Raw genomic sequence first — 19,429 nt, 5'->3', positions numbered from 1 at the left:
GGGGAACCTAGGTGCGCCGGTCAGGGCCGTCAAGGTGGCACTCGTACGGGTGCGGGGACCGGGCCGTCGGTCCGCCGGGAGCTACGTACAATCTTCGGGAATCGGCCGGAGGTGCGCGATCAGGGCCCTCCGGCGGGGCTCCGGGACGGCCCGGGGCCGGCTTCGGGGGGAATCGCATTGCCGTGGGACGTGGCTCCGCTGGTGAGCCGGGAGACCGAGCTGGCACGGCTCGCCGGGATACTCGACGGACTCACGGGGGCCGGCGACGGGCCGACGGGGACCGACGACGGGCCTGGGGCGGCCGGCCACGGGCCTGGGGCGACCTACGACGGTCCTGGGGCGGCCGGCCACGGACCGGCGGTCGTCGATGTCACCGGCGCGGCGGGGATCGGCAAGAGCCGACTGGTGTCGGAGTTCTGCGCATCGGCGCGGGCGCGGGGTATGACGGTGCTGCGCGGCCGGGCGACCGAGTACGAGCAGCATCTGCCCTACCAGCCCCTCGCCGACGCCCTCACCGACCTCGACACCGAGACCGGCATCCCGTCCCCGTTCGCCGAGGTCCACTCAATGGACCGCTTCGCGCTGCAGCGCGCGGCGGCGGCCTTCCTCGCCCGGATCGCCCGGACCGGCAAGGGCCTGGTGGTGGCCCTCGACGACGTGCACTGGGCGGACCCGGCGTCCCTGGAACTGCTCGACCATCTCGTACGGCATCCGCCGCGCCGCGCGCCCGTGGTGATCGTGGTGGCGCGCCGCGAACGGCAGACCTCCCCCCGGCTCGTCGCCTCGCTCACCCGGGGTGTGGAGTCCGGGACGGTGCTGCGCCTGGAACTCGGCCCCCTGGACCGCGGCGCCTGCCTCGCGGCGCTCGCCCCCGACCGGCCGCCCGCTCTCGCGGCCGAGCTGTACGCGGCCAGCGAGGGCAACCCGCTGTACTTCCTCGCCCTGCTCCAGGCAGGCAGGCCCGCAGGCCTCAGCTCGCTGCTCCTGGACGAGCTGACCCCCCTCACCGACGGCCAGCGGAGCACGGTCCAGGCCGTGGCCGCGCTCGGCGACCACGCCGCACCCGCGCTGGTGGCCGCCGTCACCGGCCGCCGAGAGGACCAACTCGACGCGGACCTCAGGGAGTTGACCTCCCGTGACCTCGCGCGGCCGGGGCCCGACGGCCGCTGGGCCCTGCGGCATCCGGTGCTGCGCTCCCTCGTCCACGACACCACCGACCCCCTGCTGCGCACGCGGATGCACCATCTCGCCGCCGCCGAACTCGCCCGGATCGGGGCGCCGGTCACCGAGCGCGCGCATCACGTCGAGCGGTCACTGACCGGCTGGGACCCCGACGCCGTGACCGTCCTGACCGAGGCCGCCCGGCAGGCAGCCGCCACCGCGCCCGCGAGCAGCGCCCACTGGCTGGGCGTCGCCCTCGCACATCTGCCGGAGCGGCCGGAGCACGGGGCGCCGCGCCGCGACCTCATGCTGCGGCGGGCCGAGGCGCTCGGCGCCTGCGGCGGGCTGCGGGAGAGCCGGGACCTGCTGCACGAGGTGATCAGCCTGTCGCCGCCGGGCACCGGCGACGGCGTACGGGCCCGCGCGGTCACCCTGTGCGCGGTCATGGAGCGCCATCTCGGCCGGTACGCGGAGGCGGTGGCCCTGCTGCGCCGTGAACTGGCCCGGAGCGCCGACCTCTCCCCCGCCGAGACCGTCCAACTCGGCCTGGAACTGGGCTCGTCCGCCCCGCACGCCAGCTCCTACCCTGACGTACGTGAGGACGTGGCCCGCACCCTGGAGCTGGCCCGGTCACTGGGCGACGAGGTCGCCGAGGCGGGGGCGCTCGCCGTCACCGCGCTCGGGGAGGCGTACGAGGGGAACACCGTGGCCGCCGCCGAGGCCGCCGACCGGGCCGGCGCGCTCATCGACTCCCTCACCGACCAGGATCTGGCGGGCCTGTGCGAACCGCTGGCCCGGCTCGGCTGGGCGGAGGCCTTCCTCGAACGGTACGCCGACGCCGAACGGCATGCCGAGCGCGGTCTGGCCATCGCCCGCCGGGGCGGCCTGCTCTATGTGGTGCCGCATCTGCTGCTGTGCCTGTCCCACATCCAGGTCATGACGCTGCGGCTGGGGCCGGCCCTGGAACTCGCCGAGGAGGCGGAGACCATCGCCCGGGGCATCGGCAGCGACGAGCTGCTCGCCTTCGTGCTGGCCTCCAAGGCCCAGGCCCTGGTCCCCGCCCTCCCGCCGGGCGACGGCGGTGCGCTGGCCGTCGCCGAGGAGTCCGTGGCACGGGCGGGTGCCGGCACCCGCTGGTGGGCGTCCATCGCCTGGTGCATGCTCGCGTACGCGGCGCTCCACGCCGGTGATCCGGCGCGCGCCCGCGCCGCCGTGCTCCGGGCGGGCGGCGAGGATCTCGGCGGCCTGCAGCCGAGCATGCGACCGCTGTTCATGGAGATCCTCGTCAGTGCCGCCTTCGTCGTCGGGGACCGCGACCAGGCCCGGCAGTGGGCGGCGCGCGCTCGCAAGGAGGCGGAAGGGCTACGTCTCGTGGCGCAGCGGGCGTCCGCACTGCGCAGTTCGGCGCATGTGCCGTTGGCCGAGGGCGATGTGGCGGCCGCGGCCGACCTGTTCGAGCACGCCGCGGCGGAGACGGCCCGCGGCGGGGGCCGGCTGTGGGAGGCGCAGACCCTGTTGCTGGGGGCGCCCGTGACCGCGTCCGCCGGGCGCCCGGCCCGCGCCCGCGCCATGTGGGAGCGTGCCCTGCGGCTGAGCACCGAGGGCGAGGCCCATCTGCTGACCGGGCTCGCGGAGATGATCCGGCCGGCGGTCTTCGGCACCACGGACGCAGGGGGAACGGCGGGGGCCTCTGACGGAGAGCCGGGGGCGGTTGACGCTGCCGGTCCGGCAGCGGGTGCGCATCCGGGGGCGGGCACGGGAGCGGGCGCGGGCACGGGCGCGGGCACGGGGGCGGGCGCGGGCACGGGGGCCGCCGGACCGTCGCAGGACGCCCCGTCCGTGGAGCTGGCCGTACTGTCCCCGCGAGAGCGGGAGATCGCCGCTCTCGTCGCGAAGGGGCTGACCAGCCCCGCCATCGCCGAACGCCTGTTCCTCAGCCCGCGCACGGTGGAGACCCATCTCTCCCGCATCTACCGCAAGACGGGCGTGACCTCGCGGGCCGCGCTGGCGGCTCTCCACACGCGCGACGAGCTTCGTGACGGACACCGCGACGGGGACACGTGAGCGCCCCGCCCTGAGCGACGGGGCGCGGTCGAAGCCGTGCCCGGATACGTAATCTCCTATGCCACCGTCGCCCGCGCGCGACGGCCGGTTCGGTGCCCGGTCGCCGCCGCGGAGGGGGCGGCGGCGACCGGGCACCGGGCAGACGGGGGGCCGCGCCGGGGATTACGGTTCACCACGCTCACGGCCGGAGGCGTTCTCCTCGCCGTCGGGTGCTCCGGGGACGACTCCGACCCGGCGGCACACAGCACTCCGTCGGCCACCCGTTCGAGGGTCGCCCCCGTTCCGTCCCGCACGCCTCCGTATCCCACCGGCGCGACGGGCTGCCTCGACAACAGCGGCTGGTCGGCCGCGCAGCGACGGACCTGGCTCATCCTGCTGTCATCCCCGTCCGACGTCCAGAACGTCCGAGGAACTGCCGGAGACGATCCAGTTGCGGAACGGCGCGGCCACCCTGAACGTGTCCCGCCCGAAGGCGGCACACGTCTGCGGCCCGGACGGCACCCCCACGGCCGGCCCGGACGACGTTCCCTCCCCCGCCCCCACGGCCGAGCCCGAGCCGTACGCCCCCTCCGCCCTGCCTCCCGGGGAACTGGAGGAGTGGGAGGACCTGCCGGTGCCCAGTCTCAGCATCGGCTGGTGCCGTGACCACGGATGTTCACAGTCTCGCTGGACCTGCCGTCGACGTGCAGGTGTGGCGGTGGGAGTTCAGCTGACCTCGTTGCGGACGGCGGTGTCGAGGTCGGTGGCGGTCAGGCCGAAGGTCTCGGCGGTCTCCGTCGCGTCCATGTGGAACGGGGCGTACCACTGGTAGTCCATCTCGGCCATCTCGCGGGCGATCGGCACGATCAGCCCGGCCGTACGCGTCACGGAGCGCGGTATCCGGATCAGTTTGACCGGTGGCCGCCCTGCCGCGACGGCGTAGCGCCGTGCCAGTTCGCGAATGGTGACGGCCGGCGCGGACGGCACGTGCCAGGGTCGGCCCCACGCGCGTTCTTCCGAAGCCAGCGTGATGAGGGCCTGTGCCATGTCGCCGTTGAATGTGAAGGTGTGCGGCATGTCCAGGTGCCCGGTGATCCAGGCCGCTTTTCCCTTCTCCAGGGCCGACTTGATGAGCAGGGAGTAGATGCCGTTGGCGTCCTTGCCGATGTAGTCGGAGCCGCGGACCTCGACGGTGCGGATCCCCCCGGCGAGGGTCTGTTCCCACATGCGTCTGCGCAGGCGGCCCTTGTGCCCGGTGGCGGCCATGGGGGTGTGTTCGTTCATCCGGCCGCCGGGCTGCGGACCGTAGGCGTAAAGGCTGCCGGTCAGCGCGAGGACGGCGTCGTTCGCCTTGGCGGCGGTGATGGCCGCCGTCTGCAGGGGCGGTAACAGGCGCTCCCACACCGTGTATGAGGGTGGATTGGCGCAGTGGTAGATCACTTCCGCGCCGCGGGACAGCTCGGTCAGGCGGGAGGGGTCGGACGCGTCCGCGGCGACCCGGTCGACCAGCTGGTGCTCGGGGCCGGAGCCGCTGCGGGTGACGATCCGGACGCTCTCGCCGCGCTCGGCGAGCAGACGAGCGACGTTGGTACCGATGGATCCGGCACCGATGATGACGTGCTTGGCCATGACGGTTTCTCCTTCTCCGGGTATCGATCAGTCGTCCACGCCGGAGCCGGCACAGGTGGGCACGTCGGCGAGCATGCCGGCGATCTGCGGGTTGGGCTCGTTGCGGCGCCGGTGCAGTTCCTGGTTCTTGGCGTTCGAGGCGAAGAGCCCGTCGAGATGTTCGACGACGAACACCGCGCCGTACGTGTGGTCGCCGCCGTGGTCGCGGCCGACGACGAAGGACTTGATGGCGGGGTTCGACCGGCCCTGATCGCGCCAGCTCTCCATTACCTCCTCGGTCTGCTCAGGCGTCACAGTGGCCTTCATCGTGACCCTGTTGATGTGGTAAATCATGACTTACTACCCGTTCTTAACGTTGTTAGAATTCCTAACGGCGTTAACTATGATGCGCATCGCCGACGCGGTCAAGACGGTGACTAGTGTTCGAGGACACCATCGAAGCGAAGTGACGGACCATGCCGACCAGCACGAGAAGGGCCCGCGAACGGGCGAACACCCGGGAGCGGATCATCGAAGCCGCGCTGCACGTCCTCGAGACCGAGGGCATCGCGGCCCTGACGATCCGGCGCATCGCCACCGACGTCGAATATTCCGCGCCCGTCGTCTACCAGCACTTCGCCAACAAGGACGCGCTCGTACTGGAGCTGGTCGCGCACGGTCACCGCCTGATGCTGACCGAGTTCCGCCAAGCCGCGCAGGAGCCCGATACGGACCGGCGCATGACGCGCATCGCGTCGCAGTACGTCCGGTTCGCCGGCGAGCACCCTCACCTCTTCCAGGTCATGAACGACCCGATGGTCGACGCGGACGAACGCCGGCGCGTCGCGGGACCGGTCATCGACGTCCTCAAAGAGCTGCTCACCTCCTGGTCGGCTGCACACGACGTGGTCCTGGCCGATTTCGACCAGGCCTGTGAGATTCTCTGGGGCACGCTGTACGGCATCGCGTCGCTCAGTCACCTCGGCAGCGTCGGCGACGATCGCGCCCGCTACCTCGCCGAACAGGCGCTTCGCGCGATCCTCCTCGGCTGGCGAACCGAGACGTCGGCGAACGGTCGACCGGCGAGCAGCCAGGCGCTCTGACCGCTGTGGTTCGCCGGGTTCAGAGGGAGGACCGGAGTGTTCGTCGAGATCGTCTTCGGGGCTGCCGAGCGATCGTGACGACGTCGAGGAGGCTCTGGAGACGGAGTTCGAGCTCGACGGCGAGGTCACCGGCGCGGGCAGCGGCATGGGTCGTTGCCATCTTGACGTCGGGGTGGCCGGCGTCGGCGTTGCGCCAGCGGAGACAGGCGTGGAGGGCCCGGGTCTGTGTGGTGTGGTTGCGGTGGCTGGAGTTGGCGATGGTGCTGTCGCAACGGCCCGAAGTGGGCTTCGATCGGGTTGGCCCAGGACGCGTAGGTCGGCGTGAAGCACGGCTCGACCCTGTTCTTCTTCGCCCAGCGGCGGATGGTGTCGCCCTTGTGGGCCGCCAGGTTGTCCAGGATGACGCGGATCGGGGCGCCGTCCGGGCGAGCGGCCCGGATCGACCTGAGCGCGGCCAGGGTGTTCGCGGCGCCTTCTTGCGACGGTTGACGCCCCACAGGGTGACGTCGCCGATCGAGTAGCAGCCGTGGAATTACCTCACTCCGTGAGTGCGGTGGTACGTCGCGGGATGGCGCTCGCGGTGACCAGCAGCAGCCCAGCACGCGCCGGCGGCGGGCCGGATACCAGCGGGCCGAACTCGGGCCGGATACCAAGCGGGCCGAACTCGTCGAACGCGAACACCCGGTCAGGGAAGCGTTCCAGCACGTGCTCGATGCAGTCGAGCTTGGCGTCGCGCTCGGGGTCCGGTGACTCCTTCCAGGTCTTGGTGCGCCGGAAGGTGATGCCGCGGCGAGCGAGCAGGCACCGTCATGCCTCGCGGCCGATCCGGATCACGCGGCCGTGCACTTTCCGCAGGCAGGCGGCGAGTTTGCGGACGGACCAGCGGGTGAAGGGCCGGCCGAGCCTGGTGGGGCGGGTGGTGGCCGTCCGGATGACGAAGTCCTCGTCGTCAGGACTGAGCAGGCGGGGACGGCCTCCCGCCCGCTCCCGATCGGTCGATCCGCGCACACGGACAGGCTCTGCCACCCCACCCCAGCGGTCGGGCCGGACGTCAGTGCACATCCAACCGCCACGACCACCAACCCGGCGAACCTACGCGGTCAGAGCACTGGCGAGCCGGCGAACTCGGGGCCGATGCGACGGACTGTGCCCTTTGCGCACCCCTCGTTCATCTCCTCCGAGCGAGGTGGTTAGCATATGAGCGCCGCCTAGCTCGAAAGATAAATCTGTGACTGTCAACGAGGACTCGTTCACCCAATGGAAGAACCGCGAGGAGATCGCGGAGTCGATGATCCCGATCATCGGGAAGCTGCACCGTGAGCGGGACGTGACGGTCCTGCTGCACAGCCGCTCCTTGGTGAACAAGTCGGTGGTCAGCATTCTGAAGACCCACCGGTTCGCCCGCCAGATCGCCGGTGTGGAACTCTCGGTCACCGACACTCTGCCGTTCCTGGAGGCGCTCACCAGCCTCGACCTCGGCCCCTCCCAGATCGACATCGGCCTGCTCGCCGAGGCGCACCGGGTCGACGACCGGGGACTGTCGGTCGCGGAGTTCACGGCCGATGCCGTCGCCGGCGCGACGGGCGCCAACAAGATCGAGGGCGGCGAGGGACGCGACGTCGTCCTGTACGGCTTCGGCCGCATCGGCCGCCTCGTGGCCCGTCTGCTGATCGAGAAGGCCGGCTCCGGCAACGGTCTGCGGCTGCGCGCCATCGTGGTGCGCGGCGGGGGTGAGCGGGCCGGCGAGGACATCGTCAAGCGAGCGTCACTGCTGCGCCGGGACTCCATCCACGGCCAGTTCCAGGGCACGATCACCGTCGACGAGTCGACCAGCACGATCAACGCCAACGGCAACGAGATCAAGGTGATCTACGCCGGCGACCCGTCCGAGGTCGACTACACCGAGTACGGCATCAAGAACGCCATCCTCATCGACAACACCGGCAAGTGGCGCGACCGCGCGGGGCTGTCGAACCACCTGCGCCCCGGAATCGACAAGGTCGTGCTGACCGCGCCCGGCAAGGGCGACGTCCCGAACATCGTGCACGGCGTCAACCACCACACGATCAAGCCGGACGAGCGGATCCTGTCCTGCGCGTCCTGCACCACCAACGCGATCGTGCCGCCGCTGAAGGCGATGGCGGACGAGTTCGGTGTGCTGCGCGGTCACGTGGAGACCGTCCACTCGTTCACCAACGACCAGAACCTGCTGGACAATTACCACAAGTCGGACCGCCGGGGCCGTTCCGCGCCGCTCAACATGGTCATCACCGAGACGGGCGCCGCCTCGGCCGTCGCCAAGGCGCTGCCCGACCTGAAGGCGCCGATCACCGGCAGCTCGATCCGCGTGCCCGTCCCGAACGTCTCGATCGCGATCCTCAGTTTGCGTCTGGGCCGGGAGACCGACCGCGAGGAGGTCCTCGACCACCTCCGCGGCGTCTCGCTGACCTCGCCGCTCAAGCGGCAGATCGACTTCACCAACGCCCCCGACTCGGTCTCCAGCGACTTCATCGGCTCCCGCCACGCCTCCATCGTCGACGCGGGTGCCACCAAGGTCGACGGCGACAACGCGATCCTCTACCTCTGGTACGACAACGAGTTCGGCTACTCCTGCCAGGTCATCCGGGTCGTCCAGCACGTCTCCGGGGTGGAGTACCCGACGTACCCGTCCGCGGCGGTCTGATCCACCGGGCGGGCCCCTTCGCACCACGGGCCCCCCTCGCAGCACGGGCCGGGCAAATCATCCACTCGTCCGGCCCGTGCTGCGTCCATGGTGTGATGGCGCCGTGAGCCGAGCTTCCGAAGAGTCCAACCGCCGTCTGCTGCGGGCCCGGGACGCCATGGACCGGGCGTACGCGCAGCCGCTGGACGTGCCCACGCTGGCCCGGATCGCCCATGTCTCCGAGGCGCACTTCACCCGCACGTTCCGGGCCACGTTCGGCGAGACCCCGCACCGCTATCTGCAACGCCGCCGGGTGGAGCGAGCGATGTTCCTCCTGCGGGAGACCGACCGGGCCGTGACCGACATCTGCTTCGAGGTGGGCTTCGCCAGCCCGGGCACCTTCAGTCGGACGTTCCGCGACATCGTGGGCAGATCACCGCGGGAGTACCGCGGGGCGGCGGTGTCCGTGGCCGTACCGACGTGCTTCGCGAAGGCGTGGATGCGCCCGAGCGACTGAGCAGTTTCGGATAAGTTTCCGCCCGTCCGGCTCGCTAGCGTGGTCCCCATGTTCAACGCCATCACGCACTCGCAGATCTACGTCCTCGACCAGGACGACGCCCTCGACTTCTACGTCGGCAAGCTCGGCCTGGAGGTCCACACCGATGCCGACCTCGGCTTCATGCGCTGGCTGACCGTCCAGGTGCCCGGCCACCCGGAACGCCAGATCCTCCTGGAGAAGCCCGGCCCCCCGGCGCTCTCCGAGGAGACCGCGGCACAGGTCCGCGACCTCCTCACCAAGGGCGCCACGGGCGGCCATCTCATCTTCAGCACGGACGACTGCCGCAAGACGTACGAGACGCTGCGGGCCTGCGGTGTCGAGTTCACCGAGGAACCCACCGAGCGCCCGTACGGCATCGACTGCGGCCTGCGCGACCCCTTCGGCAACAGCATCCGCTTCACCCAGCCGACGGGCTGAGCACGGCCCGGCCACGCACGACGCCGGGGCATTGTCAGTGGTGGGAGGCAGGATGACTCCCATGACGACATCAGTTGCAGTGATCGTGGATGCCGCCGCCTACGCCCAGGCCGTCGAGGACGCGGTCCGGGCCTCGGCCGCCTATTACACCGGTGGCACGTCGGTGCTGGACGACGACACCTACGACCGGCTCGTGCGCGGCATCGCGGCTTGGGAGGCGGAGCACCCCGAGCAGGTCCTGCCGGAGTCGCCCACCGGGAAGGTGGCCGGCGGGGCCGTCGAGGGGGACGTGCCCCACACGATCGCGATGCTGAGCCTGGACAACGTGTTCTCCGCCGAGGAGTTCACGGCGTGGACGGCGTCGCTGGCCCGGCGGATCGGGCACGAGGTGGAGCGGTTCGGCGTGGAGCCGAAGCTCGACGGGCTGGCGGTCGCCGCCCGGTACACCCGGGGCCGGCTCACGCGGTTGATCACGCGTGGCGACGGGACGGCCGGGGAGGACGTCTCGCACGCCATCGGCACCATCGAAGGGCTGCCCGAGGAGCTGGCCGAGCCGGTGACGGTCGAGGTGCGGGGCGAAGTCCTCATGACGACCGCCCAGTTCGAGCACGCCAACGAGGTGCGCACCGCACACGGCGGACAGCCGTTCGCCAACCCGCGCAACGCGGCGGCGGGCACACTGCGCGCCAGGGAGCGGGCCTACACCGTGCCGATGACGTTCTTCGGGTACGGGCTGCTGGCACTGCCCGGCACCGACGCCGACTCCGCGGCGCGGCTGGCCGAGTCGGCCCACAGCGAGCTGATGGCGCGGGCCGCCGAACTGGGGGTCAACACCACCGCGAGCACGGCCGTGCCGGGTGTCACCGCCGCCACGGTCGAGGAGGTCCTGGACCGGGTGAAGGAGATCGCCGCGCTGCGGGCGGAGCTGCCGTTCGGGATCGACGGGATCGTGATCAGGGCCGACCTGGCCGCCGACCAGCGCGCCGCCGGATCCGGTTCACGCGCCCCGCGCTGGGCGATCGCCTACAAGCTGCCCGCCGTCGAGAAGATCACGCGGCTGCTGGAGGTGCAGTGGAACGTGGGCCGCACCGGCATCATCGCGCCGCGCGGAGTGCTGGAGCCCGTCGAGATCGACGGCTCCACCATCACGTACGCCACCCTTCACAACCCGGCCGACATCACCCGCCGCGACCTGCGCCTGGGCGACCATGTCATGGTGCACCGCGCCGGTGACGTCATTCCCCGTGTGGAGGCTCCCGTCGCCCATCTGCGCACCGGCGACGAACAACCCATCGTCTTCCCCGAGGTCTGTCCGAGATGCGGCTCCGGCATCGACAGGGGCGAACAGCGCTGGCGCTGCGAGAACGGCCGCAACTGCCATCTGGTGGCCTCCCTCTCGTACGCCGTGGGCCGCGACCAGCTCGACGTGGAGGGGCTCGGGCACACCCGGGTCGTCCAGCTCGTCGAGGCGGGCCTGGTCGCCGATCTCGCCGACCTGTTCGCCCTCACCCGGGAGCAGCTGCTGGGCCTGGACCGCATGGGCGAGACCAGCACCGACAACCTCCTCGCCGCGCTCGACACGGCCCGGGGGCGCCCGCTGTCCCGGGTGCTGTGCGCGCTGGGGGTGCGGGGCACCGGACGCTCCATGTCCCGCCGTATCGCCCGGTACTTCGCCACCATGGACGACATCCGCGCCGCGGACGCCGAGGCGATCCAGCGGGTCGAGGGCATCGGCACCGAGAAGGCCCCGGCCATCGTGGCCGAGCTGGTCGAACTCGCCCCGCTCATCGACAAGCTGGTGGCGGCCGGGGTGAACATGACGGAGCCGGGCGCGACTCCGCCCGCCCCGGCCGACGACACGGCCGCCCCGGAGGAGGCCGCCGAGTCCGCGGACGGGCCGCTCGCGGGGATGGCCGTGGTGGTCACGGGCGCGATGACCGGCGTACTGGAGAAGCTCAGCCGCAACCAGATGAACGAGCTCATCGAGCGTGCCGGAGGGCGCGCCTCCTCCAGTGTCTCCAAGAAGACCTCCCTGGTCGTCGCGGGGGAGAACGCCGGCTCCAAGCGTGCCAAGGCCGAGAGCCTCGGCATCCGGCTGGCCGGCCCGGACGAGTTCGCCGCTCTCGTCGCCGACTTCCTCGACTGACCGCCGCGGGCCGACCGCCGCCCGGATCAGAGCTGGATGATGACGAGGGCCGCGTCGTCGGTGGCGCCGGAGGGGAGGAGGTCGAGCAGGAGGGCGTCGGCGAGGGGCTCGGGGCCGGCCTCGCGGTGGCGCGTGAGCGCGTCGGCGAGGCGGGCGAGGCTGCGGTCGATGTCCTCGTCACGGCGTTCGACGAGACCGTCCGTGTAGAGGACGAGCAGGTCGCCGTCGGTGAAGGAGACGGTGGCTTCGGGGCGGAGCGTGTGTTCCGGGCGGGCGCCGAGCGGTGGATCGGTGGCCCCGTCGAGGAAGACGACCTGGCCGTCACGGCACACCAGCGCGGGCGGCAGATGCCCGGCGCTGCTGTAGGTGATCGTGCGGGTGTCCCAGTCGACGCAGGTCTGCACGGCGGTGGTGTTCTCGGCGCCGTCGACGGAGCGGGCGTACAGGCCGAGCGCGTCGAGTGCCTGGGCGGGGCCGTCCGCCACCAGGGACGCGGCGCTCAGCGCGCTGCGCAGCTTGCCCATGACGCAGGCGGCGGCCAGGCCGTGTCCGACCACGTCACCGACGGCGACACCGACGCGGTCGACGCCGGTCAGGTCGACCATGTCGTACCAGTCGCCGCACACGTTCAGCGCGTCGGTCGCCGGCTGGTAGCGCACCGCCGCGCGGTGGTGGCCGAGCGGGTTGGGCGCGGGCAGCATCGCCGTCTGCAGGGCGAGCGCGACCTCCCGTTCGTGGGCGTGCGCCTCACGCAGCCGCTCGTTGATCTCCTGCAGCTCCCGGGCGCGGGTGTACAGCTCGGCCTCCAGCACGCTGGCCCGGTCGCTCGGCGAGCGTTCACGGGCCCGGATCAGCTCGGTGACCTCCTCGACCTTGTGGATCAGGAGCACCACCTTCCCGTCGGGGCCGAGGATCGGCGCGTTCACCGGGCTCCAGTACCGCTCCTCCCACTCCCCCGGCCGCTCCACGGACTCCACGTCGTAGCGCTGCAGCGCCATCGCGTCCCGCTCACCGGTCTCCGCCACCCGGCGGAGGGAGGCGGCCAGATTGCGCATCCCGTTCGCGGACGGGTCGGTGGGGTTGTCGGGGAACACGTCGAAGAGGTACCGGCCGACCACCTGCTCGCGGGTGCGGCCCGACAGCCGCAGGAACTCCTCGTTCGCGTCCGCGTACACCAGCCCGGGTGTCAGCAGCGCCACCATGCCCGGCAGTGCCTGGAACACCGCCGCGTAGTCGTTCGCCGTCTCCGTCATGGTCGCCGCCTCAGCGTCCGTCGCCTTCCCGTGATCTCCACCATAGGAGCCCATGGCCGCCGGAGCGCGGTCCTGTTCCAGGAAAACGGGCAGGTCACGCACGCTTGTGCGATATAGGGACGCAGCGTCCGAGGACGGTCACCGTACGGCACGGAGCAGGATGTCCGCGGGAGCGGACCGACGCCGAGGCCCGCCGCGCCCGGACGCCCGCCTCGTCCATCGCGGCCGGCCGCTGCCCTGTCCTCCGCTCCCCGCCGGGATCGGCGAGGTCCACCGGCGCCTCGGCGAGCGGCCGCAGCGCCGCCTCCACCCGGGCGACCCGCCCCTCGGCCCCGGCCGGCCACTCCGTGGTGATCCCCCTTCCTCCACGGCATCGCTGCGGAGGGTGAGCGCGCCCGGCGACACGGCACCGACACCGGTGACTGGCCGGTAATACGTACCCCGGTTACGTAGGTCTACGGACGCGGCGGCACTCTCGCTTCGGTTGGCTTGCCGGACGCCGGAGGGATCGTCCCGCGGGCCTGCTCGCCGTCGGGGGCTCCCGGCACGTCGCGGGAGGCTCGTCGGGAGGGGCCCCGCGCCGATTGTCAGTGGCTGCCGCTAGCGTTCCGCACATGGTCGCACTCGGGCCGGGATTCCCCGGCTGAACTGTGCTTTCTTCCTGTGCAATTGACGCTAGGGGCTGGGGTTCGTGGGTTGGCTGGCAGCGGGCGACGGGTATGAAGTCGCTCTTGTGGAGGGGCGGGTGGCGGCGCGAGCCACCTCGGGCCGGGCGGCGGGACGGCAGTTGAAGTCGCTGCCGAAGGCGCTGAAGGACCACCCGGAGGTGGACCGGCTGCGGCGGTTCGCCGAATGGCTGGATCGGCACGCGGCGGCGTGCGTCACGCAGGTGGACGCCTGGATGGTGTCGTCACTGCCCGTGCCCACCGGTCTGCTGGCCCGGGTGTGGCCGGACGAGGCGTGGCAGGCCGCGCTGCGCGACCTCGCGATCGTCGGCGACGACCCGGACGAGGTCGGCTTCCTGCGGGGCGCCACCGACTCCGGGGAACTGCGGGTGGTGAACCTGGACGGTGAGACGGTCCGCCTCTCCCCGCGCACGGTCACCCTGCCGCACCCGGTGCTGCTGCCGGACCTCGACGACATCCGGGAGTTCGCGGCGGAACTGGGCATCGTCCAGCGCGTCGAGCAGATACACCGGGCCATCTGGCGGCGGCCGGACGGTCTCGCCGCCAAGGCCACCCAGGTCCGGGACTTCACCGGGGGCCGGTTCCGTTCCCGTTTCGCCCTCGCCGCCCGTGCCACCTCTCTCGGGTACCGCGTCTCCGGTGGTTACGCCACCGCCCGCGTCCGGGACGGCGAGCGCACCGTCGAGGCCTCCGTGTGGATCGGGGAGCCCTACTGGGACGACGAGGTGGACACCGGCAGCCTGACCTGGCAGGACCAGGACGGCCGCGCCCTGCCACTGGCCGAAGTGGGCCCGGTGGCGTGGTCGGAGGGGATGCGGATGGCCGCGGCGCTGTACGCCGGGCGCGTGATCGAGGAGGGCAAGGACGCATGAGCGGGGGGACAGCGGTGTCGTACGAGGACGTGCTGGCGGCGGGCGGGGTACTGCCGGCGGACACCGAGGGGGCCGGGGAGCGGGCGGTGCCGCTGACGGCGCGGACGTACCGTCATCCGGGTCTGGACGACCGGGTGGTGGTGCGGCTGGTCGCCGGGGAGCTGGGCGCGGCGGAGGATCTGGCCGCCGGGTTCCTCGGTCTGGAGCAGGACGCGGAGCCGGCGGTCGTGGGGCTGGGGCTGCGGCAGTCGCTGGGCTTCCCCGAGTGGGTGCTGGTGCATCACCCGGCGGACGGACACCACGCGCTGGGTGTCGTGCCGGACCTGGAGCGCGCGGCCCGGCAGGCGAAGACCAAGCCCAAGGCGGCCATGGACGCCTATGTGGAGCTGGGCGAGCGGCTCGCGGCGTCGGTGCCGCACTTCCTGCCCACGTTCTACGAACAGGCGGGGCGGGTGTTCCTCGCGGAGGAGAACGCCACGTACGCGGCCCAGTTGTTCACCCGCGCCCGCAAGGCCGAGGCGGAGCACGGGCTGGTCGTCGAGGAGGAGCGCCTCGACGCCGTGTTCCTGGAGTTCGCCCTGGCCGGCGCCCTCCCGGTGAAGGTCCTGTCGGCGTACGCGAAGGAGCTGGCCGCACGGGTACCGGCCGAGGAGGCGCTGCGGCGCTTCACCAAGCTGTGCCTGCGCCGCACGGCGGGCGGTCTGCCGCCGTCGGCGCAGATGGCGAACGACCTGCGCAGGCTGGCCCGCGCCGCCGGCCGCGACGCGGACCTGACCGAGCAGGACTACCTGGCCGAGCTGCTGGTCCTGCCGTCCACGCTGCGCGCGGCGGCGGGCTGGTGGAAGGGCCACCGCACGGCGCTCGTGGCACTGGCGGCGCGCGAGCCGAAGGTGCGCGGCACCCTGCTCGACACGCTTCCCTCGTCCTCCGACGACGACCTGCCCACGATGTGGCTGGACATCCTGGAGGTCTCCGGCGCCACGACCGCGCTGTGGGACGGTTCCCTGCCCGCGGAGCAGCGGCCGCACGACGGCACGGCGGGCTGGCTGGAGCGGTTCCTGGTGTTCCGGGAGCGCGCGCGGTCCTGGCGCGGCTCCACGCGGATGCCCGAGCTGTACCCGCTGGTGGAGCGGGCGGCGGACCAGCTGCGGAGCGAACTGACGGCTTCCGCACGCGAGTTGACGGTCACGCACGACATCGACCTGATGGACCTGTTGCTGTCCCTGGACGTGCCCGTGGCGGCCCCGGGGAAGGGCAACGCCCTCCCGCTGGAACAGTGGGCCCCGGGTGAGGGCCACCGCGAACTGCTGTCGCTGACCGCGGACTCCCGTTTCCACGACGCCTTCCGGCAGGGCGCGGACCGGTTCAGCGACGACGACTCCGGGCGGCGGGCGATCCGCGTGCTGGCCTCCTCGCCGGGCGGCCGCCCGCTGCTGGCGCGGTGGGTGAGCGAGGTCGTCCGGCGGTTCACCGCCGTGGGCCTGCCCCAGCTGCCCGACGCGCTCGCCCGGCTGAAGTGGCTGCCCGCCGAGGCGCTGGCGCTCGCCGAGGACGAGGTCCGCGCGGCCGTCGCCACCGACCTGGCACCGGTGCTGACGCGCACCCTGCGCGCCGGCCTCTTCGACGAACTGGGCTGGCCCGCCTGGGAGGACGCCACCGCCACCCTCGTCCCGAAGAACGACGTCGAGGACATCATCGTCGCCGACGCCTGGCCGCACCTCGTCGTCGCCGGCGCCGCCCAGGCCCGGGTGATCGGCGCGGAGGGCACGCTCCTCGCCCACGACCTGCGCATCCCGGCGAACGACAGCTGGGGCGACCCGGGCTTCCACCACGTGGACGGCGAACTGCTCGTCTACTGGCGGTCGCGCGACGACGGACTGCGCGGCTACTGGCACACCCGCGCCGACAGCCCCCGCACCATGGAGGGCCCGGGCGGCACCCGGGGCACCGAGATGGACTGGTACAAGGGCGACCTGAGGCTCACCCTGCCCCTGCCGGGCGGCGGCCGCACCACCGGCGCGGGCGTCCTGCACGCGGGGGACACCACCGTCCCCGAGGAGCGGTGGCTGATCTTCGACGGCGCGTCGTACTGGGTGTGGCACGCGGAGGGCGAGCAGGAGACCCACGGGTTCCACGAGTACGACCCGGCCACGAACACGCGCGGACGCATGAGCACGCCCGCGTTCCTCTCCGACGCGCTGCGTGACGCCCCCGAGGGCAGCACCTACGACAGCGGCTGGCTCGGCCCCTCCCCGACCGTCGGCCGTACGCCCGCCTCCGCTCCCGTGGACGGCGTGGTCGGCATCCGCACGGTCCGGTTGCCCGACGGCTCCTGGCGCACCCAGGACCTCGCCGGACACACCGTCACCCTGGCCGCCGAGCGGGGCCGGCCGTCGGCGCTCGTGGTGTTCCCGGGCGACGACCGGGCCCGTGCCGTCGTGCGCAACGGCTGGCAGCTGGAGATCGTCGACACCGACGGCGTCGTCACGTCCGTAGCGAAGACCGACCGTACGCCGGGAGTTTTCGGCGAGGGCACGCTGCTGCTGCCGCCGGTGCAGTTCTGGGAGTGCATGACCGCCCGCGACCCGGAGGGCTCCGCCGCACTGCGCCGCATCGACGGGGCGACCGCGGCGGCGCTGCTGACGGCCGCCGCCGAGAAGGACAAGGAGGCCCTGCCCGCCGCGATCCGCTCGCTCCTTCCGGTCACCCATGACGCGCTCGTCGCGGGTGTCGCGGGAGTCGTGCGTCACGCCGCCGGCCAGCAGGCCGTCCTCGACGGCGCGGCGGCGCGGCTCACCCGGGCGCTCGACGGAGGCCTGGAGGAGTCGGAGGGACCCGCCGGGCCGGCGGACACCGTGCTCCAGCAGGCCCTGAGCGGTGTCGGCGGGTCGGCCGGCTACTGGTGGAACCGTGACGACCAGGCCGACACCGTCTTCCGTGCCCTGCGCGCCCTGACCAGGGCCGCCGGGCATGCCGGGACCGCCGTGCCGCGGGAGCGCAGCGTACGCCTCCACCTCGACGGGACCGGGCTGCCGACCGGGCGCCCGGAGCTGTCGACGCTGATCGACCGGGTGGGTGCCTTGGCGTTCCGGGCCGCGGCCCTCACCACCACACGGGAGCACCGCGCGGTGCTGCGGACGCTGCTCGAACGACTCGACGCCCTCGGGCTGGGCAACGACGGCGCGTCCACCCGGTGGCGCGAGGTGACCCTCAGGCTGGGAGCCGACCAGCTGCGCACCCCGTCGGGCTCCTGGCGCGAGGGTTCGTGGGACGGACTTCTGCCCCTGGGCGGGGGCGCGTTCCTGGCGATCGTGGAGCACGGCTCGCCGGACGACGACGGCTGCGTCTTCCGGGGCTACTTCCACGACCCGGCGGAGCGGTTCGAGACCCCGGAACCGTACACACTCCAGAAGTCGGCCCCGCTGGGCGTCGCGGGGGACGCCCCCTGGATCGGCGGGTTCCTGGCGGAGCTCGCCGCGCGCGGACCGGCGCCCTGGGTCCCGGAGGCGGCCGAGGAGTTCGCCCGCCTGACCGGGGTCACCGAGACGGTGGCCCGGCTGATCGTGGCCGGTCTTCCGGGGGTCGACGTCCACCAGCGCACGTTCCTGACCACGGAGGCCCGCAACGCCCTCGGGGTCAAGGCCGCCCCCGCGGCCGTCGCCAAGGACGAGCTCCAGGGCGTCGACAACGCGGTCCGCGCGGCCGTGGTCGGCGCGCTGCTGCCCGACGACCCCGCCGGCCTGTGGACCGACGGGCCGAACGTGGCCGCCGCGGCCGAGCTGTGGAACAGCGAGGTCGGCAGGCGGACGGCCGTCCCCGAGGACGTGCTCGCCGACGCCCTGCGCGCGGTCAAGCACGCGCGATGGAACGTACGCGAGGCCCTGCCCGCCCTGCTGCACCCGGCAGGTGAGCCCCGGCTCAGCCAGGACCTGGAGTGGGCCGTCAAGGGCGACCGGGTCAGGCCGGTGACGGACGACGCGGTCGGGTTCACGGCGGACACGCTGGTCGGCTCGGTCGGGCTGGCCGCCTGGCTCGCCCACCGCCTGCCCGCCGGCGACCCGCTCCGGGCCGCGCTGCCCGCCGCGCTCACCGCCGTACGGGAGCGGCTCGCCCACCCCGGGCTGGTGCTCGACCTCGGGCAGTACATCAGCATCACCCAGTTCCGGAAGACGGCGGGCACCCCGACCGAGACCGGCCAGGGCTTCGAGCGGTACGGCGCCGTCGTCCTCGCCACCCACGACGACCAGCCGGCGCCGGGCATCCGGGTCGCGCTGCTCGACGAGGCCGGCCAGGACCCGTACCTGCCCGCGCTGCGCGTCGACAACCAGCGGCCCTACGCGGCCGAGGTGGCGCTGCGCCTGGCCCGTTCCGCCCCGTACGCGGCCCTGATGGCCGACCCGGGGGACCCGGTCGCGGGCGAGCTCGCCCAGGACGGCACCTGGTGGCCGCAGGACCCGAGTCGTTCGGTGCCCGAGCTGGTGACCGAGGTGGCGAAGGAGTACGGCATCGGCGAGGACGCGGCCACGCTCTATCTGATGCTGCTCGCCATGCCCGACCCCACCGACCGTACGACGGCCCGCTGGACGGGATGGAAGCCGGCCCGGCTCAGGGCGGCCCGTGCCGAGCTGGCCGCGGGCGAGCTGGTGGTGGAGGCCAGCCGGACCAGGGCCGGGCGTTCGCTCTTCCTGCCCGGCGCCTGGGTCGACCCGAAGGCACCGCGGCTGCCGCTGGAGCGTTGGAAGCTGCCGCTGTTCGGCGAGCTGATGACCGACGAGCACGCGACGTTCGGCGTGATCGTGCCGGCCGAACCGGCCGCCGAGCTGTACCGCAGGGCCTGGCAGCGCGTCCAGGACGGCGACGCGCCCCGGTTCGAGGAACTGAAGGTACGGCGGGGCCGCCGCCGCTGACCGAACCGGGGG

The 19,429-nt window shown here is 72.7% G+C and carries 11 protein-coding genes and 1 pseudogene; 8 read left to right on the top strand and 4 right to left on the bottom strand.

What is annotated here, in order from left to right; genetic code table 11:
• Nucleotides 1–177: 177 nt before the first annotated feature.
• Nucleotides 178–3,225: a helix-turn-helix transcriptional regulator gene (locus ACWCRJ_RS06045; RefSeq protein WP_450938126.1), complete on the top strand. Its 3,048-nt coding sequence runs from the start codon at nucleotides 178–180 to the stop codon at nucleotides 3,223–3,225.
• 705 nt (nucleotides 3,226–3,930) lie between these two features.
• Here ACWCRJ_RS06045 and ACWCRJ_RS06040 read toward each other — a convergent pair.
• On the bottom strand, nucleotides 3,931–4,833 hold the full coding sequence (locus ACWCRJ_RS06040) for an SDR family oxidoreductase (RefSeq protein WP_450938125.1): 903 nt from the start codon (nucleotides 4,831–4,833) through the stop codon (nucleotides 3,931–3,933).
• 27 nt (nucleotides 4,834–4,860) lie between these two features.
• Nucleotides 4,861–5,166, bottom strand: a complete 306-nt coding sequence (locus ACWCRJ_RS06035) for a Dabb family protein (protein ID WP_450938124.1) — start codon at nucleotides 5,164–5,166, stop codon at nucleotides 4,861–4,863.
• Nucleotides 5,167–5,288: 122 nt separating this feature from the next.
• Between ACWCRJ_RS06035 and ACWCRJ_RS06030 the strand changes: the two genes are divergently transcribed.
• Nucleotides 5,289–5,915 (top strand): TetR/AcrR family transcriptional regulator, encoded by a 627-nt coding sequence (locus tag ACWCRJ_RS06030; RefSeq protein ID WP_450938123.1) that lies wholly within the window; start codon nucleotides 5,289–5,291, stop codon nucleotides 5,913–5,915.
• Nucleotides 5,916–6,048: 133 nt separating this feature from the next.
• Here ACWCRJ_RS06030 and ACWCRJ_RS06025 read toward each other — a convergent pair.
• Nucleotides 6,049–6,908, bottom strand: a pseudogene (locus ACWCRJ_RS06025) (IS630 family transposase); the annotation flags it as partial.
• Between the two features lie 235 nt (nucleotides 6,909–7,143).
• On the opposite strand from ACWCRJ_RS06025, the gene ACWCRJ_RS06020 reads away from it, so the two are divergent.
• From ACWCRJ_RS06020 to ligA, 4 genes are all read left to right on the top strand, one after another.
• Nucleotides 7,144–8,598: a glyceraldehyde-3-phosphate dehydrogenase gene (locus ACWCRJ_RS06020; protein WP_450938122.1), complete on the top strand. Its 1,455-nt coding sequence runs from the start codon at nucleotides 7,144–7,146 to the stop codon at nucleotides 8,596–8,598.
• A gap of 103 nt (nucleotides 8,599–8,701) precedes the next feature.
• Nucleotides 8,702–9,094, top strand: coding sequence for a helix-turn-helix domain-containing protein (locus ACWCRJ_RS06015; protein ID WP_450938121.1), 393 nt, complete (start codon nucleotides 8,702–8,704; stop codon nucleotides 9,092–9,094).
• A 48-nt stretch (nucleotides 9,095–9,142) separates the two neighbouring features.
• Nucleotides 9,143–9,553 (top strand): VOC family protein, encoded by a 411-nt coding sequence (locus tag ACWCRJ_RS06010; protein ID WP_450938120.1) that lies wholly within the window; start codon nucleotides 9,143–9,145, stop codon nucleotides 9,551–9,553.
• A 52-nt stretch (nucleotides 9,554–9,605) separates the two neighbouring features.
• Nucleotides 9,606–11,699 (top strand): NAD-dependent DNA ligase LigA, encoded by a 2,094-nt coding sequence (gene ligA, locus ACWCRJ_RS06005; protein WP_450938119.1) that lies wholly within the window; start codon nucleotides 9,606–9,608, stop codon nucleotides 11,697–11,699.
• A 26-nt stretch (nucleotides 11,700–11,725) separates the two neighbouring features.
• On the opposite strand, the gene ACWCRJ_RS06000 is transcribed toward ligA, so the two are convergent.
• Nucleotides 11,726–12,952, bottom strand: a complete 1,227-nt coding sequence (locus tag ACWCRJ_RS06000; protein WP_450938169.1) for a PP2C family protein-serine/threonine phosphatase — start codon at nucleotides 12,950–12,952, stop codon at nucleotides 11,726–11,728.
• Between the two features lie 691 nt (nucleotides 12,953–13,643).
• Between ACWCRJ_RS06000 and ACWCRJ_RS05995 the strand changes: the two genes are divergently transcribed.
• On the top strand, nucleotides 13,644–14,510 hold the full coding sequence (locus tag ACWCRJ_RS05995; protein ID WP_046915394.1) for a DUF4132 domain-containing protein: 867 nt from the start codon (nucleotides 13,644–13,646) through the stop codon (nucleotides 14,508–14,510).
• Entirely contained in the window at nucleotides 14,507–19,417 is a 4,911-nt protein-coding gene (locus ACWCRJ_RS05990; RefSeq protein ID WP_450938118.1) for a DNA-binding protein, read from the top strand. The genes ACWCRJ_RS05995 and ACWCRJ_RS05990 overlap by 4 nt, the downstream gene beginning before the upstream one ends.
• Nucleotides 19,418–19,429: the final 12 nt, after the last annotated feature.

This window comes from Streptomyces sp. NPDC002324 (assembly GCF_053593335.1).
The sequence above is the reverse complement of the archived record's forward strand: the minus strand, read 5'-3'. Positions and strand labels throughout refer to the sequence as shown.

Excerpts from the sequence above, each read along its gene's own strand:
- ACWCRJ_RS06030 (WP_450938123.1), top strand. The coding sequence starts at position 5,289 with ATGCCGACCAGCACGAGAAGGGCCCGCGAACGGGCGAACACCCGGGAG.
- ligA (WP_450938119.1), top strand. The coding sequence starts at position 9,606 with ATGACTCCCATGACGACATCAGTTGCAGTGATCGTGGATGCCGCCGCC.
- ACWCRJ_RS06035 (WP_450938124.1), bottom strand. The coding sequence starts at position 5,166 with ATGATTTACCACATCAACAGGGTCACGATGAAGGCCACTGTGACGCCT.
- ACWCRJ_RS06000 (WP_450938169.1), bottom strand. The coding sequence starts at position 12,952 with ATGACGGAGACGGCGAACGACTACGCGGCGGTGTTCCAGGCACTGCCG.
- ACWCRJ_RS06010 (WP_450938120.1), top strand. The coding sequence starts at position 9,143 with ATGTTCAACGCCATCACGCACTCGCAGATCTACGTCCTCGACCAGGAC.
- ACWCRJ_RS05990 (WP_450938118.1), top strand. The coding sequence starts at position 14,507 with ATGAGCGGGGGGACAGCGGTGTCGTACGAGGACGTGCTGGCGGCGGGC.
- ACWCRJ_RS06040 (WP_450938125.1), bottom strand. The coding sequence starts at position 4,833 with ATGGCCAAGCACGTCATCATCGGTGCCGGATCCATCGGTACCAACGTC.